The 15,239-nt window shown below is 65.2% G+C and carries 15 protein-coding genes; 5 read left to right on the top strand and 10 right to left on the bottom strand.

Translation table 11 applies throughout. The features are described from left to right. Positions 1 to 53: 53 nt before the first annotated feature. A complete protein-coding gene (locus P6U30_RS26035) occupies positions 54 to 1,250 on the bottom strand; it encodes an amidohydrolase family protein (protein WP_407165720.1) in 1,197 nt (398 codons plus the stop codon). A gap of 165 nt (positions 1,251 to 1,415) precedes the next feature. Between P6U30_RS26035 and P6U30_RS26030 the strand changes: the two genes are divergently transcribed. Beyond that, positions 1,416 to 2,189 (top strand): ferredoxin--NADP reductase, encoded by a 774-nt coding sequence (locus P6U30_RS26030; RefSeq protein ID WP_407147645.1) that lies wholly within the window; start codon positions 1,416 to 1,418, stop codon positions 2,187 to 2,189. A 129-nt stretch (positions 2,190 to 2,318) separates the two neighbouring features. Here the strand turns inward: P6U30_RS26030 and soxA are convergent, their stop codons facing one another. From soxA to P6U30_RS25985, 9 genes are all read right to left on the bottom strand, one after another. Beyond that, a complete protein-coding gene (gene soxA / locus P6U30_RS26025; RefSeq protein WP_407165719.1) occupies positions 2,319 to 3,092 on the bottom strand; it encodes a sulfur oxidation c-type cytochrome SoxA in 774 nt (257 codons plus the stop codon). Beyond that, positions 3,089 to 3,409, bottom strand: coding sequence for a thiosulfate oxidation carrier complex protein SoxZ (gene soxZ / locus P6U30_RS26020; protein WP_407165718.1), 321 nt, complete (start codon positions 3,407 to 3,409; stop codon positions 3,089 to 3,091). Before soxZ ends, soxA begins: the two co-directional genes overlap by 4 nt. Then, positions 3,409 to 3,888, bottom strand: a complete 480-nt coding sequence (locus P6U30_RS26015) for a SoxY-related AACIE arm protein (protein WP_407165717.1) — start codon at positions 3,886 to 3,888, stop codon at positions 3,409 to 3,411. Before P6U30_RS26015 ends, soxZ begins: the two co-directional genes overlap by 1 nt. A 44-nt stretch (positions 3,889 to 3,932) precedes the next feature. Continuing rightward, the gene (soxX, locus tag P6U30_RS26010) at positions 3,933 to 4,364 is read right to left on the bottom strand and encodes a sulfur oxidation c-type cytochrome SoxX (protein WP_407170545.1); all 432 of its coding nucleotides are present in this window, start codon (positions 4,362 to 4,364) and stop codon (positions 3,933 to 3,935) included. A gap of 10 nt (positions 4,365 to 4,374) precedes the next feature. Beyond that, positions 4,375 to 5,646, bottom strand: a complete 1,272-nt coding sequence (locus P6U30_RS26005; protein ID WP_407165716.1) for an FCSD flavin-binding domain-containing protein — start codon at positions 5,644 to 5,646, stop codon at positions 4,375 to 4,377. Positions 5,647 to 5,701: 55 nt separating this feature from the next. After that, positions 5,702 to 7,903 (bottom strand): molybdopterin cofactor-binding domain-containing protein, encoded by a 2,202-nt coding sequence (locus tag P6U30_RS26000; RefSeq protein ID WP_407165715.1) that lies wholly within the window; start codon positions 7,901 to 7,903, stop codon positions 5,702 to 5,704. Positions 7,904 to 7,913: 10 nt separating this feature from the next. Then, positions 7,914 to 8,363, bottom strand: coding sequence for a (2Fe-2S)-binding protein (locus tag P6U30_RS25995; RefSeq protein ID WP_407165714.1), 450 nt, complete (start codon positions 8,361 to 8,363; stop codon positions 7,914 to 7,916). Positions 8,364 to 8,515: 152 nt separating this feature from the next. Further along, positions 8,516 to 9,916, bottom strand: a complete 1,401-nt coding sequence (locus P6U30_RS25990; protein WP_407165713.1) for an MFS transporter — start codon at positions 9,914 to 9,916, stop codon at positions 8,516 to 8,518. Between the two features lie 97 nt (positions 9,917 to 10,013). Then, the gene (locus tag P6U30_RS25985; RefSeq protein WP_407165712.1) at positions 10,014 to 10,637 is read right to left on the bottom strand and encodes a TetR/AcrR family transcriptional regulator; all 624 of its coding nucleotides are present in this window, start codon (positions 10,635 to 10,637) and stop codon (positions 10,014 to 10,016) included. 77 nt (positions 10,638 to 10,714) lie between these two features. On the opposite strand from P6U30_RS25985, the gene P6U30_RS25980 reads away from it, so the two are divergent. The 4 genes from P6U30_RS25980 to P6U30_RS25965 all read left to right on the top strand — a co-directional run bounded on the left by P6U30_RS25980 (position 10,715) and on the right by P6U30_RS25965 (position 15,210). Then, complete coding sequence (locus tag P6U30_RS25980; protein WP_407165711.1) at positions 10,715 to 11,077, top strand: darcynin family protein; 363 nt, start codon at positions 10,715 to 10,717, stop codon at positions 11,075 to 11,077. 275 nt (positions 11,078 to 11,352) lie between these two features. Then, positions 11,353 to 13,041 (top strand): ABC transporter permease, encoded by a 1,689-nt coding sequence (locus P6U30_RS25975; protein ID WP_407165710.1) that lies wholly within the window; start codon positions 11,353 to 11,355, stop codon positions 13,039 to 13,041. 24 nt (positions 13,042 to 13,065) lie between these two features. Beyond that, complete coding sequence (locus tag P6U30_RS25970) at positions 13,066 to 14,091, top strand: ABC transporter substrate-binding protein (RefSeq protein WP_407165709.1); 1,026 nt, start codon at positions 13,066 to 13,068, stop codon at positions 14,089 to 14,091. Positions 14,092 to 14,094: 3 nt separating this feature from the next. Then, positions 14,095 to 15,210 (top strand): ABC transporter ATP-binding protein, encoded by a 1,116-nt coding sequence (locus tag P6U30_RS25965; RefSeq protein WP_407165708.1) that lies wholly within the window; start codon positions 14,095 to 14,097, stop codon positions 15,208 to 15,210. The last annotated feature ends 29 nt before the right edge of the window (positions 15,211 to 15,239 follow it).

The raw sequence follows: 15,239 nt of genomic DNA, 5'->3' as shown, positions 1-15,239 counted from the left end.
TCATGCCGGGCGCGACGAGGCCGCGCGCCCGGATTGACTGATGTTGGGACTGACTACTTCGCCACGATCTCCGGCACTTTGCCCGCCGGCGGCGTGTTGCGGCTGCGCTGGGTGCGAACGATGCCGTCGATGATGGTCATGCCGATGCCGGGCAGGTCGCCAAGCTGCACGCTCTCCAGGATGGTCTTGCCCGGCGAATGCTGCGCCTTGTCCATCAGCACGAAATCGGCGGAACGGCCGACCTCGATCAGGCCGCAATCGAGCTCGCGCATGCGTGCGGTGTTGCCGGTCGCGAGGCAGAAGGCGAGTTCGGCAGGCAGCTCGCCGAGCGAGGACAACAGCGAGACCATGCGCAGGATGCCGAGCGGCTGCACGCCGGAGCCGGCCGGGGCATCGGTGCCGAGGATGACGCGATGCAAGTCGCCCATCTCGCGCGCGGTGCGCAGCGTGAACAGCGCCGAGCGCTCATTGCCGTTGTGAACCAGCTCGAGCCCGCGCTTGCAGCCCTCGCAGATGCAGCGGATCTGGTCGTCGGGCAGGGCCGTGTGGCCGCCATTGATGTGGCCGACGACGTCGGTGTCGGCCTCCAGCACGACGTCCTTGTCGATCAGACCGGAGCCGGGAATCGAGGGGCCGCCGGTATGGATCGTGCTCTGGATGCCGTATTTGCGCGCCCAGCCGACCATCTTCCGCGCGGTCGGGCCGTCCTTGACGCCGCCGAGCCCGACCTCGCCGAGCAGCTTGACGCCGGCGGCGGCCATCTCTCTGAAATCGTCTTCCACCATCTCGCATTCGATCACGGGCGCGCCCGCATGCACCTTCACGCCGCCGGGCCGCAGCGTCCAGAACGCGCGCTGCGCGAACACCGCCATCGCCTTCAGCCCGACCACGTCGCGGGGACGGCCGGGCATGTGCACCTCGCCGGCCGAGATCATGGTGGTGACGCCGCCGTGCAGATAGCTGTCGATCCAGTTGATCTGGTTCTGCCGCGGCGTCCAGTCGCCGGCGACCGGATGCACGTGGCTGTCGATCAGGCCGGGCGCCACCGTCGTCCCGTTGGCATCGACGATGGTGGTGGCGCCTTCGGTATCGACCTCCTTGAGACGGCCGATCGCGGAGATCTTGCCGTTCTCGGCGACGATGGTGTCGGCATCGAGGATCGGCTTCTCCAGGGCCCCCGACAGCAACAGCCCGATATTGCGGATCACCAGCTTGCCGGGGCCGGTGGCCTGGGGCGCGTCATGGGCCATGGGTGGTTTCCTTCTGTTGTTGAAATTGCTCGCGAATTTGAGCCCGGCTTGACTTTCGGATCAAGCCGGATTATTCGTTTGTATACGAATGATCGTATACAAACGATCCGGCCGGTCAACGGGGTTCACGTCCTTACCCGCCAGCACACATCAGGGATTGGTGCGATGAGCAATTTCAACCAGGAAAGCGTCCTCAGCGTTCACCACTGGACCGACACGCTGTTCTCCTTCACCACCACGCGCAATCCCTCTTTCCGCTTCCGCAACGGCGAGTTCACCATGATCGGGCTCAAGGTCGGCGAGAAGCCGCTGCTGCGGGCCTACAGCGTCGCCAGCGCGAATTACGAGGACACACTCGAATTCTTCTCGATCAAGGTGCCGGATGGTCCGCTGACCTCGCGCCTCCAGCATCTCAAGCAGGGCGACGAGATCATCGTCAGTCGCAAGGCCACCGGCACGCTGGTCATCGACAACCTCGAGGACGGCCGCAATCTCTATCTGGTCGGCACCGGCACGGGCCTCGCTCCATTCCTCAGCGTGATCAAGGATCCCGAGACCTACGACCGGTTCGAGAAGGTCGTGCTGCTGCACGGCTGCCGCCGCGTCAAGGAGCTCGCCTATGGCGAGATGATCACCGAGCGGCTGCCGAACGACGAATTGATCGGCGAGCTGGTGCGCGAGCAGTTGATCTATTATCCGACCGTGACGCGCGATCCCTTCCGCAATCGCGGCCGCATTACCGACCTCATCACGTCGGGCAAGCTGTTCACCGACATCGGCCTGCCGGCGCTCGATCCCGCCCACGACCGTGTCATGATCTGCGGCTCGCCGGCGCTGGTCGCCGACACCCGCACGCTGCTGGGCGGCCGCGGCTTCGTCGAGGGCAATCACGGCGAGCCCGCGCAGTTCGTGGTCGAGAAGGCGTTCGCCGAGCGCTAATTGTGGTCTCGCTCGCGATGACGGCGATGGACCGGCGCGCACGACCCATCTCCTCACCCTGAGGAGCTTGCGTAGCAAGCGTCTCGAGGGGCGAGGCCCGAGTGGGGCCTCATGGTTCGAGGGTCACGATCAAGGCCTGACCGCCGGCGTTTCCAACTTCATCCCGCGTGCCCGCGTCATCAGATACAGCTCCAGCTCGACCAGCTCGGGCGACCCGTAGTCATACGCCTGCGCGCGGATGCCGGTGATGCAGGCGCGCAGCCGTCGCTGCAGTGAGCCCAGTGATTGCCATTCCAGCCGGTAGAGCGGATAGCCGGTCGGCTGCCCCTGCGTGATCGGCGCACCGGCGAGCTTCTTGTCCCAATTGTCGTTGTGGCAATTGGCGCAGCCGAGATTGAGCTGACCTTGTCGCTGCATGAATAGCGCGTGTCCCTGTTCGATGAAGGGCGCGAGCTCCGGATCGTCGCCGGCCTCGATTGGCATGCCACGTGACTGCTCTGCGACATAAGCCGTGAGCGCGAGCAGCTCGCGGCTTTCATAGGCAAATGGCGCGGCCTGCTGGTGATTGCCGCGGCAGAGATTGATCCGTTGTTCCAGGTCGACTGGCTTTCCAAGAGCTTTATCGAAGGCCGGATAGTGAGCCGCAACACCCTTCATGCTGACGCGCGCGTCATTGTGACAGTCGGCGCAGGCCTTGTTCGCGGTCCCGACCTTGCGCTTCCACAGCGCTTCGCCATCCAGCACCCAGAGCATGCCGGGATTGTCGGTGTCCTCGTCCTGCATCGCCTTGCTGTCCGGTCCCATGAAGTCATAGCCGGACCGGCGCTCGGACTGCGGAATCTCGGTGGCGAGCGCGGTGCCCGCGATCGCCAGCAGAACTGCGATGCAGCCGACAATCCTCATTCGACCGTGATCGAAGCCGACGCGGTCTCCGAAAATCCCTTGTCGCCGATCCACTCGAATTCGAGCTTGCCGCTCTCGATCGCGGTCGTGAAGAAGGTGACGAACGGATTAGCGGCAATCGCCGGAAAGAAGTCGGCGCGGAAAATCTCCGCGCCGTTGTAGCGGCAGGTGAAGCTCGTGATGATGTCGCGCGGCACCGTCTCGCCGGAGGCCGTGTGACGATAGCCGGTTTCCATGATGTGCGACATCAGCGTCTTGATCTCGATCACGTCGCCGCGCTTGGCCTTCTTCGGCACGTTGATCAGGGCGGACGGCATCAGATCGCCTCCTCGGTGCAGGCCGCGAGCGTCACCACGACATCTGATGTCGCCGACCAGAAGGTGTCGTCAGAGAGGCGCGCGATTGCGGTGACCTTCTGGCTGTCGGCGAGGCGGATGCGGGTCGATATCTGGGCGCGCCCGGCGCGCGGCCCGAGATAGAAATTACCGATGTTCGGCTGCGGGTTCTTCTCGTTGAACACGTGGATGCTTTTCACATAGTCGTCCGGCGTCATCGGGCTTGCAACGCTGACCGTCATCGGCACCGTATTGCCGTTCTCGACCAGCGGCGGAATCTCGAGCTTGACCTTGCCGGTCCGTACATCGGCTTCGCCGACGACGTTGCGGATCGCAGTCGCCAGCATGGCGGGCGTCGCCTCCGCCGGCCGCACGGTCACGACCGGAACCGCTCCCAGCACCGCGGCGCTGCCGGCGAGGCCCAGGAATGTGCGGCGCGTGGTCTGGTCCGAATCCGGCATCGGGCTTGTCCTTTGTTTGCGCATGGTTCTTATCGGATCATGCGCTAGTTCCGCAGCGTCACCAGATAGGCGACGATATCCTCGATCTGCTCCGCCGACAGGATCGGCTTGCCGCGCCATGAGATGCCGACGCGCGCAAGACCGTCTACGCGATAGTAGGACGGCATGATCGTCGCCGCATTGAGGCGCGAAGCGTCCACCAATCGCAACCGCAACTGTCCCTCCGTCCAGCGGCTGCCGCTGCCGGCAAGGTTCGGCGCGAGGTCGCCTTGAAACGCCTGCTCGGGAAATGGGCCGCTATGACAGAGGATGCAAGTGTTGGAGCGGTCAACGATCAGTGCGCGGCCGCGCGCGGCGTCGCCTTTGGTTCCCGTCAACGGCTCCGGAATGGCGTCGCCGACGATCGTATACGGACGCAGCGCCTGCGCCTCGGACCGGCCCGGGACCGCGAACAGCACCGCCGCGCATAGCGCTATGAATACGGCCCTAGCCAAAGCTGTCCACCGTGAGCGTCTTGAACCAGTCTGCCGCTTGTTCGGCCTCGCGACGGCGCACGTCGGGCGGCGCGTCGAGCGGACTCGTCGTCACTTCCGTCTCGGCATATTGGTCGTCCTTCGGCTGATAGATGCCCTTCAGCGAAAACCCGTAACCAGGTGCCACGATATTGTAGCAGGCGCCATCGAGGCGCGGCGTCTCAGCAGGCTTGCCGGCCAACGCATTGACGATAGCGGCCGCGCAGGCCTTGCCTTGTGCGGCCGCCGCCGATGCCGATTTCGGAATCCCGCCGGCGATGCAGGCGTCGCCGATGACATGGATATTGGGCACGAGCTTCGAGGCGAAGGTGATCGGATCGATCGGACACCAGCCGGTGCGGTCGGCGGCCCCGGCGATCGCGGCGATGTGGCCGGCCCGCTGCGGCGGGATCACGTTGGCAACGGCGGCGGTGTAGTTTCCGAAGTCGGTGACGATCTCGTTGGTTGCCGGATTGACCGAGGTCACGCGCCCGCCCTGCGACAGCGCGATCCGCTCGATCATGTCGGGGTAGAGCGTCTTCCAGGCATTCTCGAACAGCTTCTGCTGGGAATAATTGTCCTTGGCGTCGAGCACCAGGATCTTCGAGCGCGGCTTCGTCGCTTTCAGATAATGGGCAATCAGGCTGGCGCGCTCGTAGGGCGCGGGTGGGCAGCGCAGCGGCGCAGCCGGAACGGCAATCACGACGAGACCGCCATCGTCCATGGCTTCGAGCTGCCTGCGCAGCAGCAAGGTCTGTTCGCCGGCCTTCCAGGCGTGCGGCATCTTGGCCGATGCCGCCTCGTCATAGCCGGGCAGGGCGTCAAAGCGCATGTCGATGCCGGGGGCGAGCACAAGCCGGTCGTAGGACAGTGAGGTGCCGTCAGCGAGACCGATGCTGCGTGCCTGCGCGTCGATCTTTGTGGCGGCCTGCGGCGCAACCGCGATGCCCTCGGCCGCGATCTTGTCGTAGGTGAATTGCTGCGAGGGGAGTTCGCGCAATCCGACGATCACCTCGTTGCTGAGCGGGCAGGCGGTGAACGTTCGATTTGGCTCGATCAGCGTGACCTGAATTTGAGCGTCAAGCCGCCGCAGCGCCCGCGCGCAGGCCGCGCCGCCAAAGCCGCCGCCGACCACGGCAACGCGCGGCGCTCCTTGCGCGAATGACGGGCATGCCAGCGCCGCCGCTGCTGCGGCAGCGGCGCCGCGGACGACATCCCTGCGCGTCGGACGGCGCGTGACGGCCATGTGACAATCCGGAAGAAGACGCGGCGGCCCGCTCGGGCCGCCGCATGTTGTCGGTTCAGGCGAAGGTGATGTTCTGGTCGCGGAGCGGGAATGTGCGGATCCGTTTTCCCGTCGCCGCGAAGTAGGCGTTCAGCACCGCGGGCGCCGCAACGCCGATGGTCGGCTCGCCGACACCACCCCAGAACCCGCCGCTCGGCACCATCACGGCTTCGACCTTGGGCATTTCGTTGATGCGCATCGAGTTGTAGGTGTCGAAATTGGTCTGCTCGATGCGGCCATCCTTGACGGTGCAGCCGCCATAGAACAGCGCGCTCAGGCCGTAAACGAAGGAGCCGGCGATCTGCCGCTCCACCTGCGCCGGGTTAACGATGTAGCCGGGATCGGTGGAGGCGACGATGCGATGCACCTTGATCTTGCTGCCGTCGGTCACCGAGATCTCGGCGGCGCCGGCGACATAGCTGCCATAGCCCATCACCTGCGCGATGCCGCGGTACACGCCCTGCGGCGCCGGTGTGCCCCAGCCGATCTTCTCGGCCACGGCGTTGAGCACGGCCAGATGCTTGGGGTGCTTGCCCATCAACTTGCGGCGGAACTCGAGCGGGTCCTGGCCTGCGGCCTGGGCCAGCTCGTCCATGAAGCACTCCATGTAGATCGCGTTGTGATTGACGTTGACGCCGCGCCAGAAGCCGGGCGGGACATGCGGGTTGCGCATCGAGTGCTCAATCAGCAGGTTGGGCACCGAATAGCCGATCGCCGCTTCGCCGGCTTGCGCGACGCCCTGGAACGCGGCGGGATCCATGCCGTTCTGCAACGCTTCCGGCCGCACCGAGAACAGGATCGATTGGCCCGACAGCCGGTAATGCAGCGCGACCAGATTGTTGTCGGCATCGAACGCCCCGGTCAGCTTGCATTGCGTCACCGGGTGATACTTGCCGTGCTGCATGTCCTCTTCGCGCGACCACAACAGCTTGACCGGCGTGCCCGGCATCTGCTTGGCGATCGCGACCGCCTGGCGGACATAGTCGGTCATGCCGCGCCGGCCGAAGCCGCCGCCGAGCATCATTTTGTGCACGTCGCATTTCTCGGCCGGCAGGCCCGATGCCTCCAGCACTGCCGCGAAGGCCGCCTCGCCATTCTGGGTGCCGCACCACACCTCGCACTTGTCCGATGTGTAGAGCGCGGTGGCGTTCATCGGCTCCATCGTGGCGTGGTTCTGGTAGGGGTAGCTGTAGACGGCCTCGATCTTCTTGGCGGCGCCTGCGATCGCTGCCTTGGCGTCGCCGTTCTTGTTGCCGACATAGGCGGGCTGGGCGTCATCCAGCCCTTCGGCAAGCCACTTCGCGATCGATTCGCTGGAGACCTTGGCGTTGTCGCCCTCGTCCCACACGATCGGAAGTGCGTCGAGCGCGGTCTTGGCGTGCCACCAGGTGTCGGCAACGACGGCGACCGCGCTGTCGCCGACTTGCACCACCTTCTTGACGCCCTTCATGTTGGCGATCTTGGCTTGGTCGAAGCTCTTCACCTTGCCGCCGAACACCGGGCAATCCTTGATCGCGGCGTTCAACATGCCCGGCAGCTTGACATCGACGCCGTAGACCATCGCGCCCGTGGTCTTGTCGACGGTGTCGAGCCGCTTCAGGCCCTTGCCCGCGATGGTCCAGTCCTTCGGATCCTTCAGTTTGACGTCGGTCGGCGGCTCGAGCTTGGCAGCAGCTTCCGCAACCTTGCCGTAGGTCGTGGTCTTGCCCGTGGGCGCATGCGTGATGACGCTGTTGGACGCCTTGCACTCCGAGGCCGGGACCTTCCAGTCGTTAGCCGCCGCCTGGATCAGCATCATGCGTGCTGTAGCGCCGCCTTTGCGCACGTAGTCCTGCGAGGAGCGGATGCCGCGGCTGCCGCCGGTGGAGAAATCGCCCCAGGCGCGCTTGCGGGCGACGCTCTGCCCGGGGGTCGGATACTCGGTCGTAACCTTCGACCAGTCGCAATCGAGCTCTTCAGCAACGAGCTGGGCGAGGCCGGTCAGCGTGCCCTGTCCCATCTCGGAGCGGGCAATGCGGATCACCACCGTGTTGTCGGGCCGGATCACCACCCAGGCGTTGACCTCGGGCGAGCCGTCGGCGGCGCGCACCACGGACGGCCCGCCGAAGGGGAGGTCGAGACCAAACGCGAGACCGGCGCCGGCTGTGGCCGAGCCGATCACGAAGGCGCGGCGATTGAGCTTTGGCGTGTTGAGTTTTGGCATGACGTGCTGATTCATGGCTGCCTCCTCACGCGCTTGCGGCAGCATGGATCGCCTCGCGCACCTGCTGGAAGGTGCCACAGCGACAGATGTTGGTGATGGCGTCGTCGATGTCCTGGTCGGTCGGCTTGGGGTTCTCCTTCAACAGTGCCGCCACCGCCATGATCATACCGCTCTGGCAATAGCCGCATTGCGGCACATCATTGGCAATCCAGGCCTGCTGCACCTTGTGCAGCGCGCCGTTGGCGCCGAGGCCCTCGATGGTGATGATCTCCTTGCCTGCGGCTTCGCTGACCGTGACACCGCAGGAGCGCATCGCGACGCCGTCGATATGCACGGTGCAGGCGCCGCATTGCGCGATGCCGCAACCGTATTTGGTCCCCGTCAGCCCGACGTTTTCTCTGATAGCCCAGAGCAGCGGCGTGTCGTCCTCGACGTCTACGTTGATTGTCTTGCCGTTTATTTTGAGGTTTGCCATCGCGTTCCCCTGATTGGTCCAATCCACCGATTGAACTTCGCCGGGATGTTGGCCTTGAAACTGGAACCGTTCAAATCAAGAAAATGCGTTTGCTGCGCGGGAAGATCGTTGATGGCGCGGTGTTCAGCCGCACCGTCGAAGCCACATGGCAGTCATGCTTTTTTCGGCGAAGCGACAGCCAGCCGCAGGAAGCTCATGACGCTGCCGATCGCCGCAAAGCCCGCGCCCAGCGCGAGTGCGAGCGTCGCGCCCTCGCGATCGGCTATCGCAAAGCACAATGCAGCAAGGGCCGCGCCCGTGGTCTGCCCGATCAGCCGCGCGGTCGCGACGATGCTGCTGGCGCTGCCGCTGCGATGCGGCGGAGCGCTCGACATGATCGCCTTCATGTTGGGCGTCTGGAAGAAGCCGAAACCGAGGCCGCAGATCATCATGCGCCAGACGATGTTGGCGATGCTGGGCTCAGCCGGCAGGCTTGCCAGCAGCGCCATGCCGACGCCGAGCAGCAGCAGGCCGATGCCGCCGAGAATGCCGGCCGGGTAGCGGTCGGAGAGCCGTCCGCCGATCGGTGCCATCACGGCGACGACCAGCGGCCAGGGCGTCATGAAGAAGCCGGTTTCGACCTGGGACCGGTGCAAGACGTCCTCGAAATAGAACGGCAAGGACACGAAGCCGAGTCCCTGCACAGCAAATGAGCAGATCGCGGTGAGGGCGGACAGCGCAAAAACGGGCCGGCGGAACAAATCGATCGGCAGCATCGGCGCGGGATGATCGGCATGCCTCCGGGTGAGGATCCAGCCGAACACCAGGGCGCCCACGAGTTCGGCGATCACCAGTGACGGCGCCGCCTTGTGCGCCGCGCTTCCGATTCCCGTGATGAAGAGGCCGAGACAGGCGCTGGCGAGCGCCGCACCGAGGAAGTCGAAGGCGTGAGTGGCGCGCGGTGTCGGCGGCAGCGTCTTCAGGCCGATCACGACCGCGATCAGGCCGAACGGAATGTTGACCGCGAACAGCCAGGGCCAGGGCCCGAGCGCGAGGATGCCGGAGGCGATGGTCGGTCCGAGCGTGAAGGCGGTGGCGACGACGAGCGCATTGTGGCCGAAGCCCCGGCCATGCATCCGGCTCGGGTACACGAAGCGCACCAGCGCGGTATTCACGCTCATCAGGCCGCTGGCACCGAGTCCCTGCAAGGTTCGTGCGACAAGAAGGCTGGGCAGCGACCAGGCCAGGGCGCAACCGAGTGACGCCGCCGTGAACAGCAGGAGGCCGCCGAGATAGATACGCTGATGGCCGACGATTTCGCCGAGCGCGCCGAGCGGCAGCAGCGTCGCGACCAAGACGATCTGGTAGACATTGACCACCCAGACCACCTCGGCGGGGCTGACATGAAGATCGTTGGCGATCGCCGGCAGCGCGATGTTGGCAATCGCCGTATCGAGCGAGGCCATTGCCAGCGCCGTGAAGATCGCGGCCACTGCCCAGCGGCGGCGCTCCCAGGGCAATCCATCGGTCTTGGGCGCCGAGGGTGCGCCGGCCGTCGGGGTCTTTTCGAGCATGCCTTTGATGTCTCCGAGGGTCGCCGTGTACTACGCCGGCGCCGCATTCCACAGCCGCACGGCTGCATGAGGCGTATGCGATGCGGCCTTGGAGGCATCACGCGCCCCGACAAGGCCCGTGCAAATATCCCTCGATGGCGCGCAGGACCCGGCGGGTCGCCGCGGGGCGCGACAAATCCTTCTGGAGCGCATGATCCACCAGGGCGCGGGAGATCACGATCAGGTCTTCGACGGCATCGTCGTCGATGGGACTGCTGATCTCGCGGCGATGTCTGGCCAGCAACGTGCCGATCAGCTTTTTCAATTCGCTCGTTGCCGACAAATCGACCGATCTGGGGCGCAGGCGATCCTCCTCGGTTTCCAGGATGCGGTTGAGGCTTGCCCGCTCGGCATGCACCTTGAGCTGAGCGCGAACGAGCAGGTTCAATGACGCCGCCAGGCTCTTGCCCTCGGCCGCCGCGATTGCCTCGCGCATCTTTTCCAGCAGCGAGGTCTCGAACTTGGCGATCAAGGCCAGCGTCAGCGCGTCCTTGTTCGGGAAGTACTGGTAGACCGAACCGACGCTGATCCCGCCGCGCTCGGCGACCGCATTGGTATTGTAACCCTCGAGCCCGCGTTCCTCCAAAACGCGAGCCGCCGCTTCCAGGATCACCGCAACGGTTTCCCGCGAGCGCTGCTGAAGTGGCTGTTTTCGGGCCTTCATGTGCTGTTTCACCGGCATGAGACTGCGCTCCGGAAACGCGAGTTGCGGAATATGAGCATTTGCTCACATTATGAAGGCGAAAGGAGAACCAATCAATGGTGACACTGCAATCGACAACATCCCCCGTGCTTCCCGAACACGCGGATGATCCCCACACGTTTCACATCTTTGTCATGGTCAAGACCACGCGTCATTGGCTCGACCTCAAAACCGAGCAGCGCCGCGCGTTCCTGGAGGAGGAGATCATCCCGCTGCTCCGGCAACGTCCTGAGCTGAGAATCCGCTGGTTCGAGCCGGAGGCCTTCTCGACCCGGGCGACCGACGTGATGATCTGCGAAACCCGTGATCTCTCGGCCTGGGCGTGGTTTTGCGACCACCTTCGCGAGACGCGGTTCTGGGATCATTATTTCGAAGTGCTCGACATCCTCCCGGCGCTCGAAGGCAACTATCTGGCCTAGGATGGCGCGAGCCGGCCCGGACGGTTCCGGGCCGGCGCGTCGCGCCCGCGCCTCATCTTGTGTTCGCGGGTGCGTCATTGGATCGCGCGGAGGCGACTTTCGGATAACTTGCGTCATCGGAGCGATCGACTACCCTTGGCACACAAGCTCGCCGCGCGACCAGAATGCGGCTGCAGAGGGGAAGCGCATTGCACGGACAGGCGGACCGGCGCAGCGAAGTCACGCGTGGCGCCAGTGAGGGCGCTCGTCGCCGCGCGTTCTCCGGAGTCTGGGTCATGGCGCTGCTGGCGCTGCTGACTTTCCTGGTCCTCTATCCCGTCCTGATGCTGCTGCTCGGCGCGCTGACCGACACCAATCCGGTGGTGGACGGCATCCGTCTCAGCCTCAGCCACCTGTCAGTCACCAACTTCCTCACCGTGCTCGCCAACCCGAATGTCGGGGAGGCGTTGCTCAATACGCTGATCGCCTGTGGTGGCGGCACGGCCATTGCCGTCGCGATCGGGCTGTTGTTTTCCTGGATCGTCGTTCGCACCAATACACCGTTCAAGGCCTTCATCGCCGCGGCCAGCATCCTGCCGCTGTTCGCGCCGCCGCTGGTGGCGGGTGTCGCCTGGGCCATTCTCGGCTCGCCGAAGACCGGGCTGATCAACACGGTGTTCAAGTGGATGGGATCAGACCTGCGGGTCGATTTCTATTCGATGTGGGGCCTGGTGTTCGTGTTCGGCATCTACTACGCGCCCTATGTCTACATGTTCACCTCGTCCGCGCTGCGCAACATGGATCCGAGCCTGGAGGAGGCCGCGGAAATCTCCGGTGCCAGCGCGTTCGCGACCCTGTTCACGGTGACGTTCCCGCTGATCATGCCGGCGATCGTGTCCGGCATGCTGCTGTCCTTCATCGTGATGCTTGGAATCTATGGCATCCCCGCGGTGCTGGGCGCGCCCAGCAACCTCAACGTGCTCACGACCTACATCTTCAAGCTCACCAACTGGTCGCCGCCGCTCTACAATACCGCCGCCGCGGTCGCGATCCTGCTGATGGTGGTGACGGGCCTCCTGGTCTATCTCCAGCAAAAGGTGCTGAGCGGGCGCAGCTACACCACCGTCGCGGGCAAGGCGTTCCGGCCGCGCAGCCTCGATCTCGGGCCCTGGCGCTGGCTCACCTTTGCGCTCGGCGTCGTCTATCTCCTCATCGTCGTGGTGCTGCCGTCGCTGGCGCTGATCGTGGCTGCCTTCCGCAAGTTCATGTTCATCCGCGATGTCGCGAGCCTGTTCGACATGCGCCAATATTCGCTGATGCATTTCCAGAGCATCTTCGACAATCCGCTGACGATGAAATCGATCTACAACGCCGTCGAGGTCGGCATCATCACGGCGGTCGCCGGCGGCGCGCTGGCGTTTGCGATCGGCTACACCATCCATCGCACGCAGGTGTCCGGACGGCGCGCGATCGACCTGATCTCGACACTGCCGGTCGCGATCCCCGGTCTCGTGGTCGGTGTCGCCTATCTCTGGGCCTGGATCGGCGTGCCCGGCGGACTCTACGGCACGATCTGGATTCTCGCGCTCGCCTTCATCGCGCGCTTCATGCCCGATACCGTGAAGGCGCTGTCGACCTCGTTCATGCAGATCCATCGCGAGCTCGAGGAGGCCGCCTGGGTCTGCGGCCGGGGCATGCTCGGCACCATCGGGACGATCGTGCTGCCGCTGGCGCGGCCCGGCGTGCTAGCCGCAATGACATTGCTGTTCGTGCTGGCGATCCGTGAGCTCGGCTCGTCGCTGTTCCTCTACACCAGCAACACCATGGTGATGTCGGTGTTGCTGCTCGACTATTACGAGGGCGGCAATATCGGGAAGACCGCGGCCTTCAGCCTGGTGCAGACGGTGCTGCTCGGCGTTCTGATCGGCGGCGCCAACTGGCTATCGCGCGGCGCCGCCCAGCGCAACGTGACGCGGACCGGATAACAACAAACGAGGGGAGGATTGGCGATGGATAGACGAACCTTCACCACAATGGCTTTGGCCAGCGTCGCGGCGCTGGCGCTGCCGCCCGTGGCGCGAGCCGAGGACGTCGGCTCGCCCGAACTGATCAAGGCCGCGAAGGCCGAGGGCAAGCTCGTCTACTACACCGCGAATTTCGCCGAGATCGAGCAGCAGGTGATCAAGGCGTTCAACAAGCGCTTCCCCGAGATCCAGATCGAGATGGTGCGCGCGCCGGGCGGCCAGCTCATCACGCGCGTGAAGACCGAGGCCGCCGCCGGCAAGCTGATCGCCGACGTAGTCGATCACTCCGACCGCGCGCTGATGCAACCGCTGGAAGACCTGTTCCAGGACTATGCGCCGCCGAATGCGGCTGACTACAGCAAGGACGCGCTGATCTCGCCAAAGCTCTGGCCGCGTGCGACCATCGCCTGGTCGATCGCCTACAACACCGAGCTCGTGAAGGATCCGCCGAAGTCCTGGATGGACCTCACCAAGCCGCAATATGACAAGTTGATCGGGCAGGTGTTCGCGCAGTCCGGCGGCACGACCTGGACGCGCATCATGTTCGAGCGCCAGGTGCTCGGCGAGGATTACTGGGCCAAGCAGGCCGCTACGCATCCGGTGCTCTATCCCTCCGGCGCGCCGACGGCCGATGCACTGGTGCGCGGCGAGATCGCGATCGCGCCGCTGCTCTACAACGTGATCTACCAGAAGAAGAAAGACGGCGCCCCGATCGAGATCTTCTTCCCGCCCGAGGGCGCGCCGGTCAATCCCTACGCCACCGGCATCCCGAAGACGGCGGCGCATCCGAATGCGGCGAAGCTGTTCCTGAACTGGTGCCTCTCCAAGGAGGGGCAGACCTTCATGATCAAGGAGCTCGGCAACCTCACCTCGTTGAAGGACCCGCCTGCGTTCCCGGAAGGGTTCGATCCCAAGGTGGTCAAGCTCTGGTATCCGAACTTCGACCAGTACGTGAAGCTGCACGCGGCGTGGGTCGCGGACTGGGACAAGACGTTCGGCTATCGGCAATAGGCGATGGGTGCAGCGATGACGGCGACGCTCGAGGTCACCGAACTCAGGAAGCAGTTCGCGGTCGGCCGCCCGGCCATCGACGGCGTCAGCTTCACGGTGCCGGCCGGCGAGATCGTGGTGCTGCTCGGCCCGTCCGGCTGCGGCAAGACTACGACCCTGCGCTGCGTCGCCGGTCTCGAGCATCCGACCGGCGGCGAGATCAGCATTTCCGGGCGCGTGGTGTCGTCACCGGCGCGCGGCGTCCTGGTGCCGCCGCGATCGCGCGACCTCGGCATGGTGTTCCAGTCCTATGCGGTGTGGCCGCACATGACGGTGCGGCAGAACGTGGTCTATCCGCTGAAGCACCGGCGCATCGGCCGCGCCGAGGCGAACCGCATGGTCGAGGAGGCGCTCACGCTGGTCGGCCTGTCCGAATATGCCGACCGCCCGGTGGTCGCGCTGTCGGGCGGACAGATGCAGCGGGTCGCGCTGGCGCGCAGCATCGTCTACCGGCCGCAATTGCTGCTGCTCGACGAGCCGTTGTCGAACCTCGACGCCAAGCTGCGGCTGCGGCTGCGCGACGACCTGCGCGTGATCCTCAAGCAGACCGGCATGACCGCGCTCTACGTCACTCACGACCAGGCCGAGGCGGTCGTGCTCGGCGACCGTATCGGGGTGATGCGTGACGGCAGGCTGCTGCAGATGGATAAGCCCGATACCATCTACAACCGCCCGGCCGACCTGTTCGTCGCCAACTTCACCGGTGCCACCAACGAGCTCGCGGGCCGGCTCGTCACGTGCAACGGCAACTATGGCGTGGTCGATTTCGGCGACGGCCGGCAGGGCGAGGTGGCGCTGCTTCATGCGCTCGGACCGGACGACAAGGTGCGCGTGGCGCTGCGGCCGGAGAACATCGCGATCGGCCGCGCCAACGGCGCCAACACGTTCGCGGCCAAGGTGCTCGACCGCCGCTATCAGGGCACCCAGACTGCCTACAGCATCGAGCTGTTCGGCAAGCGGCTGGAGGCGGTCGAACTCGGCACCGCTGCGCGGCATCAGGTCGGCGCCGAGGCCCCGGTGTCCCTGCCGCGCGAATGCCTGTGGGCCTATCGCGATAGCGGCGCGACGTCCTATGACTAGCGGTGGCCCGACGATCGGCGGTCCTGCGA

Source organism: Bradyrhizobium sp. ORS 111 (genome assembly GCF_045571485.1).
Classification (GTDB): domain Bacteria; phylum Pseudomonadota; class Alphaproteobacteria; order Rhizobiales; family Xanthobacteraceae; genus Bradyrhizobium.
This window is presented reverse-complemented; position numbering and strand designations above follow the sequence as displayed.

Coding starts and splice junctions, on each gene's coding strand:
- P6U30_RS26005 (WP_407165716.1), bottom strand. CDS start 5,646: ATGGCCGTCACGCGCCGTCCGACGCGCAGGGATGTCGTCCGCGGCGCC.
- P6U30_RS25995 (WP_407165714.1), bottom strand. CDS start 8,363: ATGGCAAACCTCAAAATAAACGGCAAGACAATCAACGTAGACGTCGAG.
- P6U30_RS25975 (WP_407165710.1), top strand. CDS start 11,353: ATGGCGCTGCTGGCGCTGCTGACTTTCCTGGTCCTCTATCCCGTCCTG.
- soxA (WP_407165719.1), bottom strand. CDS start 3,092: ATGAGGATTGTCGGCTGCATCGCAGTTCTGCTGGCGATCGCGGGCACC.
- P6U30_RS25980 (WP_407165711.1), top strand. CDS start 10,715: ATGGTGACACTGCAATCGACAACATCCCCCGTGCTTCCCGAACACGCG.
- P6U30_RS25985 (WP_407165712.1), bottom strand. CDS start 10,637: ATGCCGGTGAAACAGCACATGAAGGCCCGAAAACAGCCACTTCAGCAG.
- P6U30_RS26035 (WP_407165720.1), bottom strand. CDS start 1,250: ATGGCCCATGACGCGCCCCAGGCCACCGGCCCCGGCAAGCTGGTGATC.
- P6U30_RS26015 (WP_407165717.1), bottom strand. CDS start 3,888: ATGCCGGATTCGGACCAGACCACGCGCCGCACATTCCTGGGCCTCGCC.
- soxZ (WP_407165718.1), bottom strand. CDS start 3,409: ATGCCGTCCGCCCTGATCAACGTGCCGAAGAAGGCCAAGCGCGGCGAC.
- P6U30_RS26030 (WP_407147645.1), top strand. CDS start 1,416: ATGAGCAATTTCAACCAGGAAAGCGTCCTCAGCGTTCACCACTGGACC.
- P6U30_RS25970 (WP_407165709.1), top strand. CDS start 13,066: ATGGATAGACGAACCTTCACCACAATGGCTTTGGCCAGCGTCGCGGCG.
- P6U30_RS25990 (WP_407165713.1), bottom strand. CDS start 9,916: ATGCTCGAAAAGACCCCGACGGCCGGCGCACCCTCGGCGCCCAAGACC.
- P6U30_RS26000 (WP_407165715.1), bottom strand. CDS start 7,903: ATGAATCAGCACGTCATGCCAAAACTCAACACGCCAAAGCTCAATCGC.
- P6U30_RS25965 (WP_407165708.1), top strand. CDS start 14,095: ATGGGTGCAGCGATGACGGCGACGCTCGAGGTCACCGAACTCAGGAAG.